Raw genomic sequence first — 21,999 nt, forward strand, 5'->3', positions numbered from 1 at the left:
AACTCTGATTGCTCCGCCACCAGTCGGTGCTAGGCTCTCGCCATCCGGAGGTCACCGATGCGCATGCTGTCCCGCGGTCTCGCCCTGCTCCTCGTCTCGCTGGGTCTTCTGGGCGCCGCCGCGCCACTGGCCGCCCAGACCCCCGCAAGTCCGCCCGGAAAGAGCTACGTCCGCGACGACCTGGCCAGCGACGTGATCCGGCTGGAAGAGCAGTTCCGCAAGGAGACGCCGGCTGCCCTCGTGGGCCGGCCCGCCGCGCAGCTGCGCGGCGACGGCCTCGCCGCGGCGAATCGCAACGATCACAAGCGCGGCGTCCAGCTGATCGCGGCCGCCATCGTGGCCGATCCGAAGGATGCCGGCTCCTGGCTCGCCTACACCCGGACGGCGCTCGCCGCCAATGCCGCGAATTCCTCGGACCGCTGGATCTTCCAGCATCGCGCGACCACGGCGGCTTACGGCGCCTACCTTCGGGCCTCGGCGCGCGCGGACGAAGCGTCCGCGCTGGCGCTGCTGGGCGAGGCCTATGCCACCCGCGAGGTCTGGCGCCCGGCGCTCGATGCCTACAAGGCCAGCCTCGCCCTGGCCGACGTCGCCCAGGTGCGCGCCACCTACCAGGCGCTGCGCGAGGAACGCGGCTTCCGCATCCTCGACTACAAGGTCGACTCCGATTCCGCCTCGCCGCGGGTCTGCTTCCAGTTTTCCGAGCCGCTCGCGCGCGGCAAGGTCGATTTCGCCCCGTACGTGGCGGTCTCGGGCACCGCCAACGCCGCCATCGCTCCGGAGGACCAGCAGCTCTGCGTCGACGGGCTGAAGCACGGCGAACGCTACGCGATCGTGGTGCGCCAGGGCCTTCCCTCGTCGGTCGGCGAGGCCCTGCTCAAGGCCGCGGACTACGAGATCTATGTCCGCGACCGCTCGCCCCAGGTTCGCTTCACCGGCCGCAACTACGTGCTTCCGCGCGTCGGCCAGGAAGGCATTCCCGTCGTCTCCGTCAACACGCAGCGCGTCGACGTGGAGATCAGCCGCATCGGCGACCGCAACCTGCTGCCGACCGTCCGCTCGGAGGACTTCCTCGCCCAGCTCGAAGCCTACCGGGCACGCCAGATCGGCAACGAGAAGGGCACGCGCGTCTGGGGCGGCACGCTCGACACCCGCAGCGAGCTCAACAAGGACGTCGTCACCGCCTTCCCCGTGCTCGATGCCGTGGGCAAGCTGCAGCCCGGCGTCTACGTGATGACCGCCAAGCCGTCCGACGGGAAGGCGCAGGCCGCCCAGCCCGGCGACGACAACGGAATTGACGATGACTACACGGCCCGAGCCACGCAGTGGTTCGTCGTGTCCGACCTCGGCCTCACCGCCTTCACAGGCGACGACGGCGTCCACGTGTTCGTCCGCTCCCTGGCTACGGCGTCGCCCGTCGGCAAGGTCGAGATCCGGCTGGTCGCGCGCAACAACGAGATCCTCGGCACCCGGGAGACCGACGCGACAGGCCACGTCGCCTTCGATCCGGGTCTCGCCCGCGGCACCGGCGGCCAAGCGCCGAGCCTCGTCGTCGCCAGCGATGCCGGAGGCGACTATGGCTTCCTCGACCTGGGGCAGACCGCCTTCGATCTCACCGACCGCGGCGTGAAGGGCCGCGTCGCGCCGAAGGCGCTGGACGCGATGCTCTACGCCGAGCGCGGCGTCTACCGCTCGGGAGAGACCGTCTTCGTCACCGCCCTGCTGCGCGATCCGGCGGGCGTCGCGGTCGCCGGAGTGCCGCTGACCCTCGTGGCGCGCCGTCCGGACGGGGTCGAGTACAAGCGCCAGACCGTCGCCGACCAGGGCCAGGGCGGCCGGGCCTTCTCGCTGCCGCTGCTGAGCGGTGCGGCCCGCGGCACCTGGCGCGTGCAGGCCTACGCCGATCCGAAGGGGCCGGCCGTGGGCGAAACCACCTTCCTCGTCGAGGACTACGTCCCGGAGCGCATGGAGGTCGAGCTCACGCCGAAGGCCCCGTTCCTGCGCGCCGGGGAGCCAGCCGTCATCGACCTCGGCGTCCGCTTCCTCTACGGGGCGCCCGGCGCCAATCTCGACGTCACCGGCGAGTATGTCGTGCAGCCCTCCGACAAGCCCGGCGTGCCGGGACTGGAGGCCTACACCGTCGGCCTCCAGGACGAGCCGTTCGAGAACGTCTCGGGCGAACTGGAGGAGACCGGAGCGACGGACGCCCGCGGCAAGGCGACGATCACGGCCGCGCTGCCCGAGCTCACGCCGCCCAAGCCCGTCGAGGCCAGGATCACGCTGCGCGTCGGCGAGCCCGGTGGCCGGGCCGTCGAGCGTTCGGTCACCCTGCCGATCCGTCCGTCGGGCCCGGTGGTGGGCGTGCGCAAGCTGTTCGGCGACGACCTGCAGGAAGGCGCCACGGCGAACTTCGACGTGGTGGTCGCCGCGCCCGACGGGCAGAAGCTCGCGCGCAAGGGCCTGCAGTGGACCCTCTACCGCATCGACAAGCGCTACCAGTGGTTCCAGCAGGACGGGCGCTGGTCGTTCGAGCCGATCACGACCACGCGCAAGCTGCGCGACGGAGCGCTGGACGTGGCTGCCGACGCGCCGGCCCGCCTCACGCTGCCCACCGAACTCGGCCGCTTCCGCCTCGAGGTGCGCAGCGGGGATGCGGGCGGAACGACCAGCGTGGCCTACAGCGTCGGCTGGGGCGGCGATGCCACCGCCGAGACGCCGGACGTCCTCGACGTCACGCTCGACAAGCCGGCCTATGCGGCGGGCGACACGATGAACCTGCGCATCGCCCCGCGGTTCGCCGGCCAGGCGACGATCGCGATCGTCTCCGACGGGGTGAAGGACATCCGGGTCGTGCCGGTCAGCGCCGGCGAGAACCGGATCGCCGTGCCGGTGGGCTCGACCTGGGGCGCCGGCGCCTATGTCGTGGCCCTTGCCCACCGCCCGCTCGACCAGGCGGCCCAGCGCATGCCCGGGCGAGCCCTCGGCGTGTCCTGGTTCGCCGTGGACAAGGCGCAGCGCACGCTCGAGGTTTCCCTCGACACGCCCCAGAAGATGCGCCCGCGCGGAACGCTCGACATTCCCGTCAGGCTCGCCGGGCTCGCCGCGGGCGAAGAGGCCTTCGTGACGGTCGCTGCGGTGGACGTCGGCATCCTCAACCTGACGCGCTACGAACTGCCGGATCCGAACACGTTCTTCTTCGGCCAGCGCCAGCTCGGCGCGGACATCCGCGACCTCTACGGATACCTGATCGACGGCATGCAGGGTGTGCGCGGCGCCATCCGCTCGGGTGGCGACGGGGCCGGGCTGTCGGGCGATGCCAGCCCGCCCACGCAGGAGCCGCTGGCGCGCTATTCCGGCGTCGTGAAGGTCGGGCCCGACGGCACGGCCAAGGTGAGCTTCGAGATCCCCGGCTTCAACGGCACCGCCCGCGTGATGGCGGTGGCCTGGTCTAAGGGCCGGACGGGAAGCGCCAAGGCCGACGTGATCGTGCGCGATCCCGTCGTCGTCACCGGCACCCTGCCGCGCTTCCTCAGCCTCGGCGATCAGTCGCGCTTCTTCCTGCAGATCGACAACGTGGAAGGGCCGGCGGCCGACTACACCGTCGACCTCGACGTCAAGGGTCCGGTCGTGCTTCCGGCCTCCGCGACCCGCGCGCAGGTGAGGCTCGAGGCCAACGGAAAGAGCTCGCTGGTGATCCCGGTCACGGCCGCGGGCCTCGGCACCGCCGTGTTCGACCTGCGGCTTACCGGGCCGGGCGTCGATGCCACGCAGACTTTCCGGCTGCGGGTTCAGCCCGGCTCCTCGACGCTGTACCGCCGCATCGTCCGGCCGCTCGCGCCGGGCGCCACGCTGGCCGTGTCCGAGGACCTGGCGGCGGACGTGCTGCCCGGGACCGGCGCGGTCTCGATCGCGGCCTCGCCTTATGGCTCCATCGACGTGCCTGCCCTCCTGCAGGCCCTCGATCGCTACCCGTATGGCTGCTCGGAGCAGATCGTCAGCCGCGCCATGCCGCTCCTCTACGTGAACCGTCTGGCGGCGGAGGAGTCGCTCGCCCTCGACGACAAGGCGGACGACCGCATCCGCGATGCGATCGAGCGCGTGCTGTCGCGGCAGGATTCGAACGGCGCCTTCGGCCTGTGGAGCGTCGGCGGCTCGGAGGACATCTGGCTCGACAGCTACGTCACCGACTTCCTCACCCGGGCGCGCGAACGCAACTTCACGGTGCCGCAGCGATCGCTCGACATCGCACTCGATCGCCTGCGCAACACGGTGGCCAACACCACGGAGGTGGACGAGAAGCGCAGCGAGGGGCTGGCCTATGCGATCTACGTGCTGGCCCGCAACGGCCGCCCGGTGATGGGCGACCTGCGCTATCTCGCCGACACGAAGCTCGCCTCCTTCGCGACGCCGCTGTCTCGCGCGCAGCTCGCCGCGGCCCTCGCGCTGCTCGGCGATCGTGGCAGGGCCCAGACGGCCTTCGCCTCGGCGCTCGAGCGCCTGCGCACGACGAAGGACGACAAGGTCTCCCGTCCGGACTACGGCAGCCGCCTGCGTGACGGTGCGGGAATCCTGGCGCTCGCGGCCGAGGCGAACCAGGGCCCCGACCTGCTTCAGCGGGCCAGTGTCGTGGTGGACGAATCGCGCAACGCGAGCCCCTACACGAGCACCCAGGAGAATGCCTGGATGGTCCTGGCGGCGAGCGCGCTGGCGCGCGACGCGGCCCAGATGGGCGTCACGGTGGATGGTCTTCGCCAGCAGGGCGCCTACTACCGCACGCTGCGCGGCGCGGCGCTCACGAAGGGCCTCACCATCGGCAACGCGGGCACCACGCCGGCGCAGGTCGTGCTGACCGTGTCCGGCTACCCCGTGGCGCAGGAGCCTGCCGCATCGCAGGGCTACACGGTGGAGCGCACCGTCTACAAGCTGGACGGCACCAAGATCGACCCCGCGTCGATCCGCCAGAACGAGCGCTTCGCCGTGGTGGTGAAGGTGACGGAGACGGAGGCCAAGTATGCGCGCCTGCTCGTCGTCGATGCGCTGCCCGCCGGTTGGGAAATCGACAATCCCAACCTCGTGGACGGCGGCTCGATCGCGGGTCTCTCCTTCCTGAAGCGCGACGTGTCGCCGGCGGCCACCGAGTACCGCGACGACCGCTTCGTCGCGGCCATCGACCGGGAGAGCGGCCAACCGGCCTTCTTCACGCTCGCCTACATCGCCCGCGCGGTGGCGCCCGGGAAGTACGTGCATCCCCCGGCGACGGTGGAGGACATGTACCGTCCCGAACGGTTCGGCCGGACGGGCTTCGGCAGCGTCGAGGTGGTCGCACGGCCATGAGCGAGCCGGCCGGCGCAGGTGTGGCGGCCAAGCCTGCCTCCCGGACGCGGCGATGGTTCGCCGCGGCCGGGCTCGGCACGCTGGGTCTCGCCGCGGCTGCCGGCGGCTGGCTCTGGTACGCGGTGGACTCGCTCGGTCCGTTCGACATGTCGCGCGTGCCGGACGGCTCGACCGTCGTGCTCGACCGGGACGGACGACTGCTCAGGGCCTTCACGACTGCCGACGGTCGCTGGCGCCTGCCGGCGCGCACCCGCGACGTCGATCCGCGCTACCTCGCCATGCTGGAAGCCTACGAGGACAAGCGCTTCCGCCGCCACCACGGTGTCGATCCGGCGGCCCTGGGTCGCGCCGCATGGCAGGCCGTGCGGCACGGACGGGTGGTGTCGGGCGGCTCCACGCTGACCATGCAGGTCGCGCGCCTGCTGGAGCCGCGCGAGGAGCGCACCCTCGCCGCCAAGTTCCGCCAGGTCGTGCGGGCGGTGCAGTTGGAGCGGCGCTTCCGCAAGGACGAGATCCTCGATCTCTACCTGGCGCTCGCGCCCTACGGCGGGAACCTGGAAGGCGTCCGCGCGGCGTCGATCGCCTATTTCGGCAAGGAGCCCAAGCGGCTGTCGGCCGCCGAGGCCGGCCTCCTCGTGGCCCTGCCGCAATCGCCGGAATTGAGGCGCCCGGACCGCTTTCCCGAGGCCGCCCGTGCCGGCCGCGAGCGGGTGCTGGCGCGCGTCGCGCCGGCCCTGGCCCTGCAGCCGGCCGAGCGGGAGATGGCGCGCGCCGAAGCCGTTCCCACGGCCCGCCGTCCCGTCCCCATGCTCGCCGCCCATGCCGCCGAGGCGGCGGTGCGGGCCGAACCGTCGAGCCGCAGCATTCGCCTCACCATCGATGGCCGGCTGCAGGCCTCGCTCGAGGCACTGCTGCGCGAGCGGGTGCCGGCATTGGGGCCCAAGCTGACCGGTGCGGCGCTCGTCATCGACAATGCGACCGGCGAGGTGCGGGCCCATGTCGGCGGTGTCGACTATCTCGCCACCGAGCGGGCCGGCAGCGTCGACATGGTCCAGGCGATCCGCTCGCCGGGTTCGGCGCTCAAGCCTTTCATCTATGCCATGGCCTTCGAGGCGGGCATCGCCCATCCCGAGACCGTCCTCGACGACCGGCCGTCGCGCTTCGGGCTCTATGCGCCGGAGAACTTCGACCTCGCCTACCAGGGCACAGTGACCGCGAGGCGCGCGCTCCAGTTGTCGCTCAACGTCCCGGCGGTCGAGCTCCTCAACGAGGTCGGCCCGTCGCGCCTCATCGCACGGCTGCGCAGCGCCGGGGCCGACGTGGTTTTGCCCAAGGAGGGCGGGGCGCCCGGGCTCGCCATCGCGCTCGGCGGACTGGGGATCAGGCTCGCCGACCTCGCGCGGCTCTATGCGGGACTGGCCCGCGGCGGCGACGTGCCGTCGCTCGTGTGGCGCAGCGGAGCGCCCGTCGCCGAGAGCCGCGGCATCGCCGAGCCGGTGGCGTCCTGGTACGTCTGGGACGTGCTGCACGGCGCCCCTCCGCCGGCCAATGCGCCGCCGGGCCGGATCGCCTACAAGACGGGGACCTCCTACGGCTACCGCGACGCCTGGGCCGTGGGGTTCGACCGCCGCGTCACCGTCGCGGTCTGGGTCGGCCGGGCCGACGGCGCGGCGGTGCCGGGGCTCGTCGGTCGCTCGATCGCCGCACCGCTGCTGTTCGATGCCTTCGCCCGCCTGGGCGGGGAGCCGGAACCCCTGCCCGCGCCCCGCAACGCGCTGTTCGCCTCGTCGGCGACGCTGCCGCCTCCGCTGCGCCATCTGCGCCGGGACGTCCCGAAGACGATCGCGGCCACCGCCAACGCCCCGCTGAAGATCGCCTTCCCGCCGGACGGCTCGCGCGTCGATCTCGGCCTGGCGCTTGGCCAGGCGCAGGCCTCACCGCTGGCCATGAAGGCCCAGGGCGGCGTGCCCCCGCTGACATGGATGGTCAACGGCCGTCCGGTGGGCGAAGCCGAGGCGCGGCGCCAGTCGTTCTGGACACCGGATGGCGCGGGCTTCGCGCGGGTGTCCGTGATCGACGCCAACGGCGCCACCGACAGCGTGATGGTGCGCCTGCAGTAGTGGCGCGCGTCAGATGCCGAACCCGGCGAGCCTGGCCGGCAGTTGGGCCAGGGCGGCGGCATCGGCGTTGGCGAAGGCGATGCGCAGGTGCCCGTCCTGCCCCGGGCCGAAATAGCCGCCGGGCAATCCGAGGACACCGCGCTCGACGGCCAGCCGCTCCGCCACCACGGGGGCCGGGACGCCCGCGAAGGGGTGCGCCACATAGGCGAAATAGGCGCCGACCGAATCCACACGCCAGTCGGGCGCCTGGCCCATCGCGGCGGTGAAGGCCGCGGCACGCCCGGCGATCTCGAGGCGATTGGCCTCGCGCCAGTCGGCGAGCGCGCCGACGCCCCAGGCGACGGCGCCCTGCGCCACGCGCGGCGGACAGATCTGAACCGTGTCGAGGATCTTGCCGATCTCCGCCTGCAGGGACGCGGCCGCGATGATGGCGCCGAGGCGGTGGCCGGGCACGCAGTACGACTTTGAGAAGCTGTAGAGGCCGATCAGCACGTCGCGCCAGCCGGCATCGCTGAACAGCGCGTGCGGAACGTCGCCCTCGCCCGGCAGGAAGTCGCGATAGGTCTCGTCCAGGATGAGCCACAGGCGCTTGCGCCGGCACAGCTCGGCGAAGCGCGCGATGGTGCCGGGCGGATAAACCGCGCCCGTCGGATTGTTGGGCGTGACGAGCACGATGGCGCGGACCCTGCCATCGAGAAGCCGCTCCGCATCGTCGGGGTCGGGAACGAACCCGGCTTCCGGGCGGCACGGCAGCGGACGGGTCTCGATGCCGCTCATGCGCAGCGCCATCTCGTGGTTGAAGTACCAGGGCGAGGGCAGGAGGACGGCGTCGCCGGCCTTCGCCGTGGCCATCATGGCGACGAAGAAGGCGAGGTTGCAGCCTGCCGTCAGCGAGATCTCGGCCGGCGAAACCGGCGCGCCGTAGAACTCGGAGACGTGCGCGGCATAGGTGTCGACTAGCGCCGTGTCGCCGCCGATGGGCCCGTAGGACGCGGTCGCCGCCTCGCCCGCGGCGGCGGCGATGCGCGCCAGGAGGTCGGGATGGGCGGGATAGCCGGGCACCGCCTGCGACAGGTCGATGAGAGGCCCGCGAGACCCGTCGTAGCGGCGGGCCCAGGCCTTGGCCTCGGGGATGGGTGGCGTGCCGGTGTCGAGCAGGTGGGAATTGACGGCGGCCACGGGACACTCCGATCGAGCATGGGTCATGCGCCTGCCGCGGCTCGACCCTGCCCGGCGCGAGGCCATGTCAGGCTCCAGACTTGCAGGCAGGGCGCGCAAGCAGCGCAAATTTCGCGCTGGTGCAAGCGGGTCCATTCCTACAGTGTTCGGCCCGGCCGTCCAGCACCCCCCGATGCCGTGCCACAGGAGCAGACATGGTCGACGACGCCCGGCTGAAGGCTCTCAGGGATCGCTACGCCAATGCCTCCGGCGGGACGATCCACGATCCCGAATTTGCGCGCGTGGCCGCCGGCCAGTTCAGCGGCGAGCGCCGCAAGTGGCCCTTCGCCGATCCCGCCACCTTGCTCGGCGCGGAGTTCCGACCGGATGCCGCCGCGCAGGGTTTCGCCGGTCTCGACGTGGCGCTCGTGGGCGTGCCGATGGACCTGGGGGTGACCAACCGGGCGGGCGCGCGCCTGGGTCCACGCGCCGTGCGGGCCATCGAACGGATCGGCCCGTTCGAGCACGTCCTGCGGCGGGCGCCGATGCAGACGCTGCGCGTCGCCGACGTCGGCGACATCCCGCTGTCCAGCCGCTACAGCCTGGAGGCCTGCCACGCCGACATCGAGGCCTTCACGCGCTCCGTCGTGGCGGCCGGCGTCGTACCGCTGTCCGTCGGCGGCGACCATTCGATCAGCTACTCGATCCTGCGGGCCGTCGGCGAGACGCGACCGGTGGGGATGGTGCACATCGATGCCCATGCCGATACGTCGGGTCCCTACGAGGGATCCAAGTTCCACCACGGCGGTCCCTTCCGGAACGCGGTGCTCGACGGGGTGCTCGATCCCGAGCGGACCATCCAGATCGGCATTCGCGGCGGGGCCGAGTACCTCTGGGAGTTCTCCTATGAGAGCGGCATGACCGTCATCCATGCCGAGGAGTTCGCGGCCATGGGGCCGGAGGCGGTGATCGCCAAGGCCCGCGCGGTGGTCGGCGACGGGCCCGTCTACGTCTCCTTCGACGTCGACAGCCTCGACCCGGCCTTCGCCCCGGGCACCGGTACGCCGGAGGTCGGCGGTCTCACGACCCGGGAGGCCCTCCAGGTCCTGCGCGGCCTCGCCGGGCTCGACGTCGTGGGGGCCGACGTGGTCGAGGTGGCCCCGCAATACGACCACACCAGTAACACGGCCCATGCCGCGGCCCAGGTGCTCTTCACGGAACTCTGCCTCGTCGACATCGCCCGCGAGCGCGCTCGCGGCTGAACCCTCATCGCCTGCCAGACATGGACGTTACGCATGACCGCACGCCTCTTCCAGCCTCTCGACCTCGGGCCCTGCGCCTTGCCGAACCGCATCGCCGTGGCGCCCATGTGCCAGTACAGCGCCGATGATGGCAGCGCGACCGACTGGCACCTGCAGCACTGGATGAACCTCGCCATGTCCGGCGCCGGCCTCGTCGTGCTGGAGGCCACGGCCGTCGAGCGCCGCGGCCGCATCACCCATGGCGACCTCGGCCTCTATTCGCAGGCCAATGCTCTCGCCATGGCCCGCTGCCTCGCGGCTGCGCGGGCCGTCGCCCTGCCCGGCACGAAGTTCGGCATCCAGATCGCCCATGCGGGCCGCAAGGCGTCGGCCCAGCGCCCCTGGGAAGGCGGCCGGTCGCTGCAGCCGTCAGAAGATGCCTGGCCGACGATCGGGCCGTCGGCCATTCCCTTCGCCGAAGGCTGGGCGACCCCCGCCGAGATGACCGAGGAGGACGTCCGCCACACGATCGATCTCTTCGTGAAGGCCTCCGTGCGCGCCGCCGAACTCGGGTTCGACGAGGTCGAGATGCACATGGCCCACGGCTACCTGATGCATTCGTTCCAGTCGCCGCTGTCGAACAAGCGCACCGACGCGCGCGGCGGGACCGCGGCGAAGCGCCTGTCGACACTGGTGGACCTCGCCCAGGCGGTGCGCAAGGCCGTGCCGAAGCGCGTGGCGGTCGGGGCCCGCATCACCGGGTCCGACTGGGTCGACGGCGGCCTCACGGTCGACAACGGCATCGCGCTGGCCGGCGCCCTCAAGGAGACGGGCTTCGACTTCGTCTGCGTGAGTTCGGGTGCCAACTCGCTCGCCCAGAAGATCCCGACCGGCCCGGGCTACCAGGTGCACCTCGCCGAGGCGGTGAAGAAGGCGACCGGCATCGTCACGCGCGCCGTCGGGCTCATCGCGACGCCGGCCCAGGCCGAGGAGGTCCTGGAGCGTGGTGCCGCCGACCAGGTGGCCATCGGCCGCGCCTTCCTGGACAACCCGCGCTGGGGCTGGCATGCGGCCGACGCGCTCGGCTTCGACCTGCCCCGGCCGCCGCAGATGGCGCGCGTGAAGCCCAACCTGTGGCCGGGCGCCGGCTACATCCGGGGCTGAAGCGCCCCGTCCGTCACCGCGGCGCGCCCTGCGCCGCGGCGCGGCCGATCTCCGGCCACTGCGGCAGGCCGATGCGGCCGAAGCCCGGCAGCTTGATCGCCGGGCGCCGCCAGTCGAGCCCGGCGACGGCGCCGAGCACGTTGACCTCCAGCCCCTCGATCCAGCCCAGCGTGACGCCGAGCAGACCGGCGAGCTCGAGTTGCACCCCGGTGCGCGTCGGCGTCAGCCCGACCATCTTGCCGTCTGTGCGATAGTCCTTGCCGAGCGCCGTCGGAGGCAGCGTGATCCCGGCTTGCGGGATGGCGGCGAGCACGTGGGCCACGAACGTGTTGGAGTTGGGCCCCGGCCAGGCCTGGTACTGCCCGTAGTCGCGGTACGGATAGTCCGCGACCGCGGCACGGACGCGCGGCAGCAGGGCCTCGGCCTCCGGCCCCTCGATGGCCGCGACCAGTTCCGGCACCTGGCCGAACCAGCGCCCGTCCGGAGCCCAGTTGTCGGTCCGCACGGGAGAGCCCCAGCCCACCTTGTCGAAGCGGGTGTATCGCGGCGCATCCCGGTCCTTGATCACGATCCAGGTGTGGTGCGCGAAGATGCCGCGCCACCACCCGACGCGGGCGGCATAGACGTGAAGCACCGCGTCCCGCTTCACGGCGGGCGACGGCAGCAGGCCCGCGCTCGACCAGTTCGCCTGGGACCAGGACCGGGGACGGTCCTGGGCAAACCACCAGGCGGCATGGGCGACGAGGGGAAGGATGAAGACGACGAGAAAAGCGAGCAGCACGGTTCTCAGCCTCGGCATGGCGCTCTTCAACCCGGGAACCATGGCGGAATCACGGTAGTCTCTCCCGAAACTGGAGTCCGGAAGCCGACGATACCAAGTTTTCGCTTAGGAGTTGCACCGAGCCTTCGGCAGGCGCAAAGACGAAGCATGAGACCGATCAGCCGAAGCTGGATCTTCTGGGCCGTGACGCTTCTGGTGAGTGCCGGGGCGGGGCTCCTCTACACCCGCCTCTTCGGGATCGGCGGCTATCTCACCTCGCCGATCTACGGGATCTTCACCGGCGCTTCGGCGCTCGGGACCGACTCCCTGCTGCGGCGCTCGCCGGCCTTCGCCCGCCTGCGCTCCGGGCCGACGCTGATCTACCTGCCCGTCGCGGAAGCCATCATGCTGCTGGCGGTGGTGGTGGGCAACTCGGCCGGCGGCCTGGCATGCTGGGCCCTCGGCCTCGCCGACTGGTCGCTCCAGGAGGCGATCACGCCGACGGCACGCGCCGTCATCTACAGCTTCGTCGTCTCGTCGCTCTACGTCTTCGCGGCCCGTGTCCGCGACCTCATCGGCGGCGAGATCTTCCTCAACCTCCTGCTCGGGCGCTACCACAAGCCGATCGAGATCGAGCGGGTCTTCCTCTTCATCGACATCGTGGGGTCGACGGCCTACGCCGAGAAGCACGGCGATCTCGCCGCCCAGACCTTCATGGGCGCCGTCTTCGCCGCCATCGCCGACCCGGTCCGCGAGTACCGGGGGTCGGTCGAGGACTATGTCGGCGATCTCGCCATCATCTCCTGGCCGCTGAAGCGAGGGATCGCCGAGGCGCGCTGCGTGTCCTGCCTGTTCGCCATCGACGCGGCGCTGTCGCGCGACGCTCTCGGCTGGCAGCGCCGCTTCGGCCGCGTGCCGCAGATCCGGGCCGCCATGCACGGCGGGCCGGTGGTCGCCGCAGAGATCGGGGTCGACCGGCACAAGATCGCCTATTTCGGCGACGTGCTGAACACCACCGCCCGGATCGAGGCGCTGAGCCGCACGCTCAACGTCTCCTACCTCATCTCGGGCGATCTGCTGGCGCGCCTGCCGGGACTGCCCGAAGGCATCGCCGAACGCGACCTCGGCAGCCACCGCGTGCGGGGCCGGGACCAGTTGCTGGCCGTGCACGCGCTGGAGCGCAAACGCGACCGCGCCGCCGCCCGCTCGGTGGCGTGAAAGCCTCCTGGCGGTCCAATCGTCACCCTCTCCCTCATCCCGAGCCGGCCGCCATGCGGCCGAGTCGAAGGCTGAGGGGCGTGGGGGCGATTCGGCGAAAGCTACGCGAGGTGTCTCTGGAACTCAGTCGACGAGACCGGTGGGCAGCCCGTCCATGCTGCGCGCGTTCTTCTCGCGGCGATACTCCTGCAGGCCGTCCTCGCCCTTGCTCTCGGCCCAGCGGTCCAGCGTCGGGCGCTCGGCCTTGAAGTCGAGCAGCGGGACGGCGAAGCCGCAGGACGTTTGCACGAGGTCGAAGTCCAGCACCACGATCTGGCGGGAGCCCGGCGGCTCGTCGGGCCCATAGGCTTCGGCCAGGAGGGCGGCGTATTCCGCCGTGCCGCGCGGCAGCGAGCGGCCGCGGCCGTAGAGGCGCAGGATCAGCGGTGGCCCTTCGAAGGCGCAGGTCATCAGCGTCAGCCGCCCGTCGGCGATGAGATGAGCCGCCGTTTCGCTTCCGCTGCCGGTGCGGTCGAGCCAGCAGACGCGGTTCGACCCGAGTACGCGCAAGGAGTCGAGCCCCTTGGGCGAGACGTTGACGCGGCTGTCGGCGGTCGCCGAGGCGACGAAGAAGATCCTTTGCGCCTCGAGGAAGGCGCGATGCTGGGGCTCGAGGGCGGGAAACTGCTTGGCCATGAGACGGGAACCTGCTGCTGGGAGACCCAGTCTAGCCCGGGCGGCCGGGGCCGGGCCACTCCGCACCGCTGCGAGTTCAACCCGCAGTTCGTTGTCGGCCAGTCTAAAGCCTGCTGGACTCGTCTCCTCACGGGGAGCGATCACCTCATGCTACACTGGAAACCGACGTCCGTTGACCGGGCATGGGAGCGGTTTCGCATGAGAGCTGCAACGACACGGGCGGCGACGGGTCTCGCGCGGCGGGCCTTCACCGTCGCCGAAGTCGAGGCCATGCAGCGCAAGGGCATTTTCCACCCCGACGAGAAGTTCGAGCTCGTCGAGGGGGAGATCGTCCCGATGCAGTCGAAGTCCCCGGTCCATGAGCTGATCAAGAACACGCTCGTTCGGCAGCTCGTCCTAGCACTTCCAGAGCATCTCTGGCTGGGCGTCGAGACCACGCTGTTCCTCGCCGAGCGGACGGCGCTCGATCCGGACATCTCGGTCTGCCCGACTCGACTGAAAGCGGAGAAGTTGACTGGGCCCGATGTGGTTCTCGCGATCGAGGTCTCGCATTCGAGCTTCGCCTATGATCGGGGCCTGAAGGCCCGCCTCTATGCCCGCTATGGCGTGCCGGAGTACTGGGTCATCGACGTGAAGCGCCGACGGACCTTCGTGCACACGCAGCCACAGGATGGGACCTGGGGCAGCATCGTGACACGTGAGGAATCCGAGGTGCTCACGCATCCGGCCGCGCCCGGTTTTCGACTGAGGCTGTCGGACGTTTAGGCGACCGCCCTACTCCGCCGCGTCCTTCTGGACGTAGCCGAGCCGCCGGTTCAGCTCTTCGATGAGGCCCGTGGCGGCCTCGGCGATCACGGTACCGGGCGGGAAGATGGCGCTGGCGCCGGCCGCGCGCAGGGCGTCGAAGTCCTGCGGCGGGATGACGCCACCGACGACGATCATGATGTCCGGGCGGCTTGCCTTCTCGAGCTCGGCCCGCAGCTCGGGCACGAGCGTCAGGTGGCCCGCCGCAAGCGACGACACGCCGACGATGTGCACGTCGTTCTCCACCGCCTGGCGCGCGGCCTCGGCCGGCGTGGCGAACAGGGGCCCGATGTCGACGTCGAAGCCAAGGTCGGCGAAGGCCGAAGCGATGACCTTCTGGCCACGGTCATGGCCATCCTGGCCCATCTTGGCGACGAGGATGCGCGGACGCCGTCCGTCGCTCTCCTCGAACGCTTCCACCAAGCGCTGCACGCGCGTGACGACATCGGACATGGTGCCGACCTCCCGCTTGTAGACGCCCGAGATGGAGCGGATCTCGGCCCGGTGCCGGCCGAAGACCTTCTCGAGCGCCATCGAGATTTCGCCGACGGTGGCCTTGGCGCGGGCCGCGTCGATGGCGAGCGCGAGCAGGTTGCCGGTCCCTTTCGCGCCCTCGGTCAGCGCATTCAGCGCGGCCTCGACGGCGGCCGGATCGCGCTCCGCCTTGAGGCGCGCCAGCTTGTCGAGCTGCTGTGCCCGCACCGCCGAGTTGTCGACCTTCAGCACGTCGATCGGCTTCTCCTCGGTCGGCCGGTAGCGGTTGACGCCCACCACGGTCTGGGTGCGCCCGTCGATGCGGGCCTGGGTCTTGGCCGCCGCCTCCTCGATGCGCAGCTTCGGGATGCCGGCTTCGATGGCCTTGGCCATGCCGCCGAGATCCTCGACCTCCTGGATGTGGGCCCAGGCCTTGGCCGCGAGCTCCTGCGTCAGGCGCTCGACGTAGAAGGAGCCGCCCCACGGATCGATGATCCGCGTCGTGCCGCTCTCCTGCTGCAGGACGAGCTGCGTGTTGCGGGCGATGCGGGCCGAGAAGTCGGTGGGCAGCGCCAGCGCCTCGTCGAGCGCGTTGGTGTGCAGCGACTGGGTGTGCCCCTGGGTCGCCGCCATCGCCTCGATCTGCGTGCGCACGACGTTGTTGAACACGTCCTGCGCGGTCAGCGACCAGCCGGAGGTCTGCGAATGCGTGCGCAGCGGCAGGGACTTCTCGCTCTTGGGCTCGAACTGCTTGACCAGCCGCGCCCACAAGAGGCGCGCCGCCCGCAGCTTGGCGACTTCCATGAAGAAGTTCATGCCGATCGCCCAGAAGAAGCTCAGGCGCGGCGCGAAGCGGTCCACGTCCAGCCCCGCCGCGAGACCCGCGCGGATGTATTCCACGCCGTCGGCCAGCGTGTAGGCGAGTTCCAGGTCCTGCGTCGCCCCGGCTTCCTGCATGTGATAGCCGGAGATCGAGATCGAGTTGAACTTCGGCATCTTCTGCGAGGTGAATGCGAAGATGTCGGAGATGATCCGCATCGAGGGCGCGGGCGGGTAGATGTAGGTGTTGCGGACCATGAACTCCTTGAGGATGTCGTTCTGGATGGTCCCCGACAGCTTCTCGGGCGCGACGCCCTGCTCCTCGGCCGCGACGATGTAGAGCGCCAGGACCGGCAGCACCGCGCCGTTCATGGTCATCGACACGCTCATCTGGTCGAGGGGGATCCCCGAGAACAGCGTGCGCATGTCGTAGATCGAGTCGATCGCCACGCCGGCCATGCCGACATCGCCCGCGACGCGGGGATGGTCGCTGTCGTAGCCGCGGTGGGTCGCGAGGTCGAAGGCGACCGACAGGCCCTTTTGCCCCGCCGCCAGGTTGCGGCGGTAGAAGGCGTTGGAGTCCTCCGCCGTCGAGAAGCCCGCATACTGGCGCACGGTCCAGGGCTGGTTGACGTACATCGTCGGGTAGGGACCGCGCACATAGGGCGCGATGCCAGGGAAGCCGTCGACGAAGTCGATGCCGGCCCGGTCGGCCTGGGTGTAGGCCGGCTTCACCGGGATCTCCTCGGGCGTCACCCAGGGTTCGCCGGAGGTGGCCGGCGCCGGGACCGAGGCTGCCGGCAGCGGCAGGGTGGAGAAATCCGGGATGCGGCTCATGGCGTCACTCCGCCGTGCGTCGGTGAACGGAACGGGGGCTGTCGGCTTCAGGTGCCATCACAGACCCAGTGTAGCGTGGACCTGGCGCAGTGTCGCCAGCACGTCGCAGCCCGCGAAGACGAACCCCTCGATGCCGGCCGCGCGCAGGTCGGCTTCCAGCTCGCCGGGCCGGCCGGCCAGCCAGATCGCCGCGGCGCCGGCGCCCTGGAGGGCTCTGGTCGCCTCTGCCGCCTCCCGCGCATAGCGCTCGTCGCTGGAGCACAGGCACGCGACCTTGGCGCCGCTCGCCCGGAAGGCCTCCGTCAGGGCCGCGAGATCCGTGGCATCCCCCGCCGAAAAGCCCTCCGGCACCGGGGCGGCAACGCCGCCGGCCTCGAACAGGTTCTTGGCGAAGGTGGCGCGCGCCGTGAATTCGGCGATGGGTCCCAGCGTCGCGATGAAGACGGTCGGCCGCGCGGCCGCTCTGTCGGCGGCATCGCGCAACGCCTCGAACGGTTCGGCCGCGCGCATCGGGGCCAGCGACGCGAACTGCCCGAACCCGGGCATGGCCGTGGCGGCCGGAGCCGGGACCAGAACCGCGACCGGGGCCTCGTACACGTCCGGAAACTCGCTCGTGCCGGTGATCGCGTCCTTGCGCCGCGCAACGGCCTTGCCGCGCTCGGTCCGCACCGCGGCGACCTTGTCGTGGAACGTGCCGTCGGCGAGCCCGGCATGAAGGCCACCGCGCGTCTCCAGGTCCTGCACGAGCGACCAGGCCGCCTCGCACAGCTGCGACGTCAGGGCCTCGATGCCACCGGACCCGGCGGCCGGATCGGCGACCCGGGCGAGATTGCTCTCTTCCTGCAGCACGAGCTGCGTGTTGCGCGCCAGCCGCCTGGCGAATGCGTCGGGCAGCCCCAGCGCCTGGGTGAAGGGCAGGACGGCGATAGAGTCGGCGCCGCCCACGCCGGCGGCGAACACGGCGACGGTCGTGCGCAGCAGGTTGACCCACGGATCGCGGCGGGTCGTCATGCGCCAGGCCGTCTCCACGTGCAGGCGCAGCGGAACGGGATCGAGCCCGCAGGCCGTTTCGATCCCCGCCCAGAGGCGGCGCAGGGCGCGGACCTTGGCGATCGTCAGGAACTGGTCGGCATCCGCGGCCAGCCGGAAGCCGATCGCGGCGCGTGCGGTGTCGAGCGGAATGCCGCCGGCCTCCATGGCCCTGAGATAGGCCAGGGCCGAGGCGAGCGCGAAGGCGAGCTCCTGGGCCTCCGATCCGCCGGCCGCGTGGACGATGCGGCCGTCCGCGGCGCAGACCGGCCCCTTGAAGCCGCGGCCGAGGAGGTCCTTGGCCAACCCGGCGAACAGGGGCGCGAGCGTCGGCCAGTCGACCGGGCCGCCGCCAAGCAGGGCGAATTGTCCGAGGGGGTCGTAGCCGAAGGCGATGTCGCAGGCCGCCGGGTCGAGACCGCGCGCGACCACGAGGTCGGCCAGGGCGGTCGCCGCTTCCTTGCATCGGATCGACAGGTCCAGTTCGACGTGGATCCCCGCGTCGAGGACGACGCCGTCGAAGACGGTGGCCACCGTGGCCTGCGAGCCGTCGGCGAGCCCGAACCCGTGGGCGCCGACGGACCCCGAGAAGGCCACGTGCAGGCCCGTCGCACCGTTCTCCAGATCGAGGAGCGCCTGTGCGTTGGCGCGCTTGGCGTCGGGATCGTCGGCGCGGGCGAGAACATGCCAGGGCCCCGAGCCGGCGCGGGCCATCGGGGCCGTTCCGTCGGCCTTTCCGTAGAGCGGCTCGACACGAATGCCGTCATGGGTGGCTCCCACGAGCCGACGCTCGAAGGGCGCTCCCTTGAGCACGCCGTCGACCAGCTTGAGCCACTGATCCCGCGTCGGCTGCGGAAAATCGGAGGCGAAGCCGAGATCAGCCATGGGAAACCCCGCCGTTTGCCGCGTCAGCGGCACCACCATTGCACCTGGCCCGAAAGCGGCGCGACCATTGCACAAACCTGCCGAAATACGCCACCCTCCGTTCGACGGAGCGGGGGGACGGCATGTCAGGGGTGAAGAAGCGCAGAAGCAAGGCCTTGTGGTGGTCCGTGCTGGCCACTGTCATGGCCGCCGTCGCTCCACAGGCCGTCCTGGCCGAGCCGCTCTGGGCCCGGCGCGTCCAGACCGGCGTGGTGGCCTGCCAGTTCGAAGGCTGGTCCAACGATCCCGATCCCGGCGGCCTGCCCGTGCGGTCGGAGCCCGCGCCGGATGCGCCGGCGCTCGGCCGCCTTCCGCCGCCCCGCGTCATCGGCCTCGACGAGCTGGCCGTGCTCGTGCGCGTCACCGGCTACCGCGACGGCTGGTTCCGCATCGACACGGCGTTCTTCCCGAGCGAGGCGGACGCCAACAATCGCCAGTCCGCGGCGGTCTTTCGCGGCAACGGTTGGGTGCCCAGCGCCATGGTGAAGGCCACGCTGGGCTCGGATGCGCTGATGGTGGCGCCGCGGCGCGATGCCAAGCGCAAGGCATCGCTCGTCGGCAAACGGGGCGGTTTTCCGATCACGCCCGACACCATCGCGGTCAAGCGCCTGCTCTCGTGCAACGGCACCTGGGTCGAAGCCGACACCGAGTTCGGCATCGGCTGGGTGGAACGGGTCTGCGCCCGCCAGCTCGGAAGCTGCTGAGCGGGCGCCTTCGACGCCTCCGGGCCGCTCTCAGTAGATCATCATGGGCGGCAGCTCCTTGGCCGCCTCGACCCACTTGGCCACCACCTTCTCGCTGGGCACCGCCCGCACGAGCTTGCGCTTGGCGTTCGCCTCTTCCATCGCCTTGGTCAGGTTCGCGACGTTGCGGTTGCGCAGTTCCTTGACCGTGTCGACACCCGCGGCCTCGAGCAGCTCCGAATACTCCTCCCCCACGCCGGGGACGCGCAGGAGATCGGCCATGTTGGTCCACTTCAGGATGAGCGTCTCGGTGATGCCAGACGCAGCCGCCACGGCCTTGCGGCCCTTGGGATCCTTCGCCTTGTCGAGAAGATCGGCGGTGGTGGCTATTCCGCCCGCCTTCAGTTTCTCGGCATAGGCCGGGCCAATGCCCTCGATCGTCGCTATCGGATAGGCCATCGCAGTCTCCCCTCCATGGAACGGCGGCACGGCCGGACTCCGGCCGCTCCGCCTGACTGCGCCCCCCTCGGGCGCATCCCTCGCGTGGCGTGCCGCCGCGACCCGGGGCACGCCGCTGAACCCGCGTCGCTCAGACGAACTGGGACAGGCCCGGGACGGAGGCCACGACCTCGCCCATCGCGTCCTCGCCCGCTTTCTCCCGGCCGAAGGCGAAGAGCTCGCGTCCCAGCGTCTGCATCTGGTCCATCGAGAGCCCGGCGCCCGTGAGCTTGCCCGCGAGCGCCATCAGCCCCCCGCCGCCCATGAGGCCGCCGAGGGCTCCCATGAGCCCGCCGGGCTTGCCGCCGGTGTCCGACGCCGCGGCCTGGTCGGCCAGCGCCTCGGCACCGGGCATCGCGGAAAACATCGCGGCGACCTTGTCCGCCGGTGCTTCCTTGCGCAGGAAGTCGAGCACGATGCCGATGGCGCCGGACGCCGCGGCGGCGTCGAGCCCGGTTGCGTCGGCGATCTTCGTGACGAGTTCGTCCATGAGGTGCCTCGTAAGGTTGAGTTCAAGATTGCAAGTGTCCTGCAGGGAGCACAAGCCCTGCCGGCACGACTTCGTTGCGCCAAGGCGGTGCCAGCGGTGGAAAGCGACACGCCCCACCGCTATACCTTCACATCGATGACAGCGAGGGGACGGCAGCATCATGGCGGATGACGGCACCATTTTCGTCGGCAAGAGCGACAAGCCCGAGGTTTTGACGCTCAAGCTGGCGAACAGGCATGGCCTGATCACCGGGGCGACGGGCACCGGCAAGACGGTGACCCTGCAGGTGCTGGCGGAGGGTTTCTCGGCAGCGGGCGTGCCGGTCTTCGCGGCCGACATCAAGGGCGACCTGTCCGGAATCGCTGCCCCGGGCGATCCCAAGCCGCATTTCGTCAGCCGTGCCAAGGACATGGGCTACGAGTACCAGCCGGACCAGTTCCCGGCCGTCTTCTGGGACCTGTTCGGCGAGCAGGGCCACCCGATCCGCGCCACGGTGCTGGAGATGGGCCCGCTGCTGATGGCCCGCCTGCTCGAGCTCAACGACACGCAGGAGGGCGTCCTCAACATCGCCTTCCGCATCGCCGACGAGCAGCAGCTGCCGCTCATCGACATGAAGGACCTGCGGCTCCTTCTGAACGAGATGACCAAGGCGGACGGGCTGAAGCCGGTCGCCCTGCAGTACGGCAACGTGGCCGACGCCACGGTGGGCTCGATCCTGCGCCAGCTCCTCGTGCTCGAGAACCAGGGCGCGACCAAGTTCTTCGGCGAGCCCGCCCTCGACATCAACGACTTCATGAAGCTCGACCGGGATGGGCGTGGCTTCGTCAACATCCTGGCGGCGGACAGGCTGATGGCCAGCCCGCGCCTCTACGCCACCTTCCTGCTCTGGCTGCTGTCCGAACTGTTCGAGCAGCTGCCGGAAGTGGGCGATCCGGAGAAGCCGAAGCTCGTGTTCTTCTTCGACGAGGCGCACCTGCTGTTCAACAACGCGCCCAAGCCGCTGCTGGAAGCCGTCGAGCAGGTCGTGCGCCTCATCCGGTCCAAGGGCGTCGGCATCTACTTCGTCACGCAGAACCCGCTCGACGTGCCCGACACGGTTCTCGCCCAGCTCGGCAACCGCGTTCAGCACGCGCTGCGCGCCTTCACGCCGCGCGACCAGAAGGCCGTGAAGGCGGCCGCCACGACCTTCCGCCCCAACCCCAAGATCAACACCGAGCAGGCCATCACGCAGCTGGGCGTGGGCGAGGCCCTCGTGTCCATGCTCGAGGGCAAGGGCATTCCGGAGATCGTGTCGCGTGCGCTGATCAAGCCGCCGACCGCCCGGGTCGGACCGGTCACGCCGGCGGAGCGCCAGCAGGTGATCGCGTCGAGCCCTCTGCGCGGACGCTACGACACCGCCATCGATTCGGAGTCGGCCTACGAGATCCTGACGAAGCGGCGGCAGCTGCAGACGCCGGCGCCCAGCCAGCCGGCGGGCCAGGGCGGGACCGTGCCGACGGGGCAGGCGCCGCAGCAGGCGTCGTCTTCCGGCGGGCTCGGCGGTATTCTCGGGGGCATTCTCGGCGGCATCACCGGCGGCGGGGGTGGCGGGGGACGGGGACGCATGACCGTCACCGAGCGGGTCATCGCCAATGCCGCCTCCTCGGCCGCACGCACGGTGGGAACCCAGATCGCCAGCGCCATCCTGCGCGGCGTTCTCGGCAGCCTGAAGAAGTAGCGGCCACGCGGGGATTGCGGTCGGCTCCGGCGCGGGTAAGGTCGATGACCCTGA

At 70.9% G+C, this 21,999-nt stretch carries 15 protein-coding genes; 8 read left to right on the plus strand and 7 right to left on the minus strand.

All coding sequences use genetic code 11. The features are described from left to right. The first annotated feature begins 66 nt into the window (after window positions 1-66). The gene (locus tag Q0Q47_RS00965) at window positions 67-5,334 is read left to right on the plus strand and encodes an alpha-2-macroglobulin (RefSeq protein ID WP_293853513.1); all 5,268 of its coding nucleotides are present in this window, start codon (window positions 67-69) and stop codon (window positions 5,332-5,334) included. Then, the gene (gene pbpC / locus Q0Q47_RS00970; protein ID WP_293853380.1) at window positions 5,331-7,454 is read left to right on the plus strand and encodes a penicillin-binding protein 1C; all 2,124 of its coding nucleotides are present in this window, start codon (window positions 5,331-5,333) and stop codon (window positions 7,452-7,454) included. The genes Q0Q47_RS00965 and pbpC overlap by 4 nt, the downstream gene beginning before the upstream one ends. A 9-nt stretch (window positions 7,455-7,463) precedes the next feature. Here pbpC and Q0Q47_RS00975 read toward each other — a convergent pair whose 3' ends face one another. After that, window positions 7,464-8,633, minus strand: coding sequence for an aminotransferase (locus Q0Q47_RS00975; protein ID WP_293853382.1), 1,170 nt, complete (start codon window positions 8,631-8,633; stop codon window positions 7,464-7,466). A gap of 194 nt (window positions 8,634-8,827) precedes the next feature. Between Q0Q47_RS00975 and speB the strand changes: the two genes are divergently transcribed. Further along, window positions 8,828-9,874, plus strand: a complete 1,047-nt coding sequence (gene speB / locus Q0Q47_RS00980; protein ID WP_293853384.1) for an agmatinase — start codon at window positions 8,828-8,830, stop codon at window positions 9,872-9,874. 33 nt (window positions 9,875-9,907) lie between these two features. After that, the gene (locus Q0Q47_RS00985) at window positions 9,908-11,017 is read left to right on the plus strand and encodes an NADH:flavin oxidoreductase/NADH oxidase (RefSeq protein WP_293853385.1); all 1,110 of its coding nucleotides are present in this window, start codon (window positions 9,908-9,910) and stop codon (window positions 11,015-11,017) included. 13 nt (window positions 11,018-11,030) lie between these two features. Here Q0Q47_RS00985 and Q0Q47_RS00990 read toward each other — a convergent pair whose 3' ends face one another. Further along, window positions 11,031-11,816, minus strand: coding sequence for a DUF3750 domain-containing protein (locus tag Q0Q47_RS00990; protein ID WP_367278194.1), 786 nt, complete (start codon window positions 11,814-11,816; stop codon window positions 11,031-11,033). A 129-nt stretch (window positions 11,817-11,945) separates the two neighbouring features. Between Q0Q47_RS00990 and Q0Q47_RS00995 the strand changes: the two genes are divergently transcribed. Continuing rightward, window positions 11,946-12,995 carry an adenylate/guanylate cyclase domain-containing protein gene (locus Q0Q47_RS00995; protein ID WP_293853389.1) on the plus strand — a complete coding sequence of 350 codons (1,050 nt, stop codon included), beginning with the start codon at window positions 11,946-11,948 and terminating at the stop codon, window positions 12,993-12,995. A 123-nt stretch (window positions 12,996-13,118) separates the two neighbouring features. Here the strand turns inward: Q0Q47_RS00995 and Q0Q47_RS01000 are convergent, their stop codons facing one another. Beyond that, the gene (locus tag Q0Q47_RS01000) at window positions 13,119-13,670 is read right to left on the minus strand and encodes a pyridoxamine 5'-phosphate oxidase family protein (protein WP_293853390.1); all 552 of its coding nucleotides are present in this window, start codon (window positions 13,668-13,670) and stop codon (window positions 13,119-13,121) included. A 198-nt stretch (window positions 13,671-13,868) separates the two neighbouring features. Between Q0Q47_RS01000 and Q0Q47_RS01005 the strand changes: the two genes are divergently transcribed. After that, on the plus strand, window positions 13,869-14,435 hold the full coding sequence (locus tag Q0Q47_RS01005) for a Uma2 family endonuclease (RefSeq protein ID WP_293853392.1): 567 nt from the start codon (window positions 13,869-13,871) through the stop codon (window positions 14,433-14,435). Window positions 14,436-14,444: 9 nt separating this feature from the next. On the opposite strand, the gene scpA is transcribed toward Q0Q47_RS01005, so the two are convergent. Then, a complete protein-coding gene (gene scpA / locus Q0Q47_RS01010; protein WP_293853394.1) occupies window positions 14,445-16,604 on the minus strand; it encodes a methylmalonyl-CoA mutase in 2,160 nt (719 codons plus the stop codon). A 57-nt stretch (window positions 16,605-16,661) separates the two neighbouring features. Further along, window positions 16,662-18,518 carry a methylmalonyl-CoA mutase subunit beta gene (locus Q0Q47_RS01015; protein WP_293853396.1) on the minus strand — a complete coding sequence of 619 codons (1,857 nt, stop codon included), beginning with the start codon at window positions 18,516-18,518 and terminating at the stop codon, window positions 16,662-16,664. A 131-nt stretch (window positions 18,519-18,649) separates the two neighbouring features. Between Q0Q47_RS01015 and Q0Q47_RS01020 the strand changes: the two genes are divergently transcribed. After that, window positions 18,650-19,261, plus strand: coding sequence for a hypothetical protein (locus Q0Q47_RS01020; RefSeq protein WP_293853397.1), 612 nt, complete (start codon window positions 18,650-18,652; stop codon window positions 19,259-19,261). A gap of 30 nt (window positions 19,262-19,291) precedes the next feature. Here the strand turns inward: Q0Q47_RS01020 and Q0Q47_RS01025 are convergent, their stop codons facing one another. Continuing rightward, a complete protein-coding gene (locus Q0Q47_RS01025; protein WP_293853399.1) occupies window positions 19,292-19,699 on the minus strand; it encodes a DUF4332 domain-containing protein in 408 nt (135 codons plus the stop codon). A 130-nt stretch (window positions 19,700-19,829) separates the two neighbouring features. After that, window positions 19,830-20,228 (minus strand): DUF2267 domain-containing protein, encoded by a 399-nt coding sequence (locus Q0Q47_RS01030; protein ID WP_293853401.1) that lies wholly within the window; start codon window positions 20,226-20,228, stop codon window positions 19,830-19,832. A 160-nt stretch (window positions 20,229-20,388) separates the two neighbouring features. On the opposite strand from Q0Q47_RS01030, the gene Q0Q47_RS01035 reads away from it, so the two are divergent. Further along, window positions 20,389-21,945 carry a helicase HerA-like domain-containing protein gene (locus Q0Q47_RS01035; RefSeq protein ID WP_293853403.1) on the plus strand — a complete coding sequence of 519 codons (1,557 nt, stop codon included), beginning with the start codon at window positions 20,389-20,391 and terminating at the stop codon, window positions 21,943-21,945. Window positions 21,946-21,999 lie beyond the last annotated feature (54 nt).

This window comes from uncultured Alsobacter sp., assembly GCF_945952055.1.
Taxonomy (GTDB): domain Bacteria; phylum Pseudomonadota; class Alphaproteobacteria; order Rhizobiales; family Beijerinckiaceae; genus Alsobacter.